The organism is Pedobacter sp., assembly GCF_045628745.1.
Taxonomy (GTDB): domain Bacteria; phylum Bacteroidota; class Bacteroidia; order Sphingobacteriales; family Sphingobacteriaceae; genus Pedobacter.
This window is the reverse complement of sequence record NZ_JAZQPU010000171.1, coordinates 1-2,204: the sequence shown is the minus strand read 5'-3', so window position 1 is coordinate 2,204 and position 2,204 is coordinate 1. Positions and strand designations below refer to the sequence as shown.

Below are 2,204 nucleotides of genomic sequence, written 5' to 3'. Positions count from 1 at the left end.
GGATTTACAGTAATATTTAAAAAACCATTCTGTTCAGGTCTGATTTCGCGATTAGTCTGCGTACCGGTAATGTGTCCTCCGTAAATTGCTTCTGACATTAGCGATGGGTACCTACCTAAAACTTCATTACTCTTGCTGATTACTGTTGCCCAATCACCTGTAGCTCGTGCTACTTTAGCTTGTAAAAAGGATACTACCGACAAATCAAAATCTGAAAGATCTGCAGTATAATTAATGCCTGCACTAGTAAATAACTGGTGTGCTTTGTTCAGGTCGTTTTTGATAAATGCATACGTTTCCTCCGCAGAAGATCTTGCTTTACTTTCTTGTGTAGGAGCATAAAAGTCATATAAAGGCATTCCCAATTTGCTCTTTCCTCCTTGTAAATAAGCATCCTGGTAATTTTCCATTAAAAAATTATAGGCATACGCTCTCAGGGTTAGCGCTCTGGCTTTATAATCCTGCAACTTCACATTGCTGCCAACTGTTTGATCATCCAGATAATAGAGCAATTGATTTGCAGCGGTGATCAAATTGTATGAATAATTCCAATATGGCGCATTTTTATCCACTCCGGTAGAAATAAAATCAAGGAATTTATATTCATCAGCACCGAAAATTGATAAAGCTCGGCTTCCAAATATAATGTCATTGCCTTCAAGATTTTTCATCGCCAGCAATCCTTGAATACTCCTGTAGCGATCATCAGAACCTTGACTGCCAGTAGCCCCAGAATTGACAAGTAGAGGCATATTATTAGCCATACTTCCTAAAATCAGCTGGATGGTTTTTTCATCCCCCTTGGCCAATAGTTCCTGGATCTGTTCATCTGTTATGCTGTTTGGAGGTGCAACGTCTAAATTTTTACTACATGAGCATAGAAATGCACAAACTGTTAATAAAACTAATATCTTTTTCATATCTACTATATCAAATATTAAAATTCAAGATTAAAACCACAGGTAAACGTTCTCATCGAAGGATATGAATAGGCTGCAACTTCAAAACCTCCCACAAGAGACATCCTTGGATCAACCCCTGAATGTGATGTCAGCATCATTAAATTATCTGCTGAAGCAAACACTCTCAGTTTATTAATTTTGGTTCTTTTTAAAAGCTGCTCAGGAAGCGTATATCCGATTGTTATATTTTTTAGGGATAAATAACTTGCGTTAAACAAAGCCATATCTGAATATAACCAGCTTCCAAAGGTTGCTCCATTGCCATAAGTATTACCATACATAGCCATTGGAAATTTAGCATTGGTATTTTCCGGAGTCCAGGTATTACCGATCAATTCTGCAGATTTTGCAAGTCCAGGATTTTCACTCACATATAGGTTGTTCCCATATTCTGTACTGAAAAACTTACCGCCTAACTGATAGGCCAACGCGGCATAGATATCAAAGTTTTTATATCTCAATGAGGTGCTAAAACCACCTACCCAATCAGGAACAGCGCTACCCATTTCATACCTGCTTGCTATTGAATAATCCGTTGTTTGAAAACTCTCACCAGCTTTACGTCCTGGATATAGACCCGCTTCAAGCTCTTTTTGCGTTACTTCATGTGAAAATAATGGCAAACCTGTACTTTGGTCAACGCCACCATATTTAAATAAGTATAAGTTGTAGTAATCTTTATCAACACCCCTTAAATAGACTGTATTGGTAACAGCACCTGTACCAGCGGCTGCCCAACCATCAACGCCTGCGGTCCAGTTTCCATTTAATTCAGGTGAGCCAACTCCTTTAGACACTTCTTTTAAGATAGTTCTGTAGTGTGTACCGGATGTAGAAACATTCCAGTTCCAGTCAGCATTCTTAATGATATCAACAGAAAGGTCAACTTCAATACCCTTATTGCTCAGTTTTGCAGAATTGGTAGAAATCGAAGATTGTCCTTTTGAAATAGGGATAGGTTGACTCCAGATGGCATTTGTCGTTAATCGGTTATAATAATCAACGGAACCTCTTACACGGCCAAATAAACTAAATTCAAGACCTGCATCGAAAGTATTGATATTTTCCCACGTCAATTGATCATTCACATAACCATTCTTTGTAAGGTTGTAAGATGCCGGAATACCTGTACCACCTGTAGTTTGGGCATAAACAGCAGAATAACTCCAAGTTTGATAACCAGAGTAATTAGCCACACCATTTGCGTTTCCAATAATACCATAACTTGCACGTACTTTAAGG

1 protein-coding gene and 1 pseudogene are annotated in these 2,204 nt (G+C 38.2%); both read right to left on the bottom strand.

Annotated features, from left to right (window positions below; genetic code table 11):
• Nucleotides 1-920: RagB/SusD family nutrient uptake outer membrane protein (locus ACR2F7_RS06780; RefSeq protein WP_432712824.1), on the bottom strand; the 920-nt coding region annotated here is incomplete at its 3' end.
• Nucleotides 921-937: 17 nt separating this feature from the next.
• Nucleotides 938-2,204 (bottom strand): annotated as a pseudogene (locus tag ACR2F7_RS06775) (SusC/RagA family TonB-linked outer membrane protein); the annotation flags it as partial.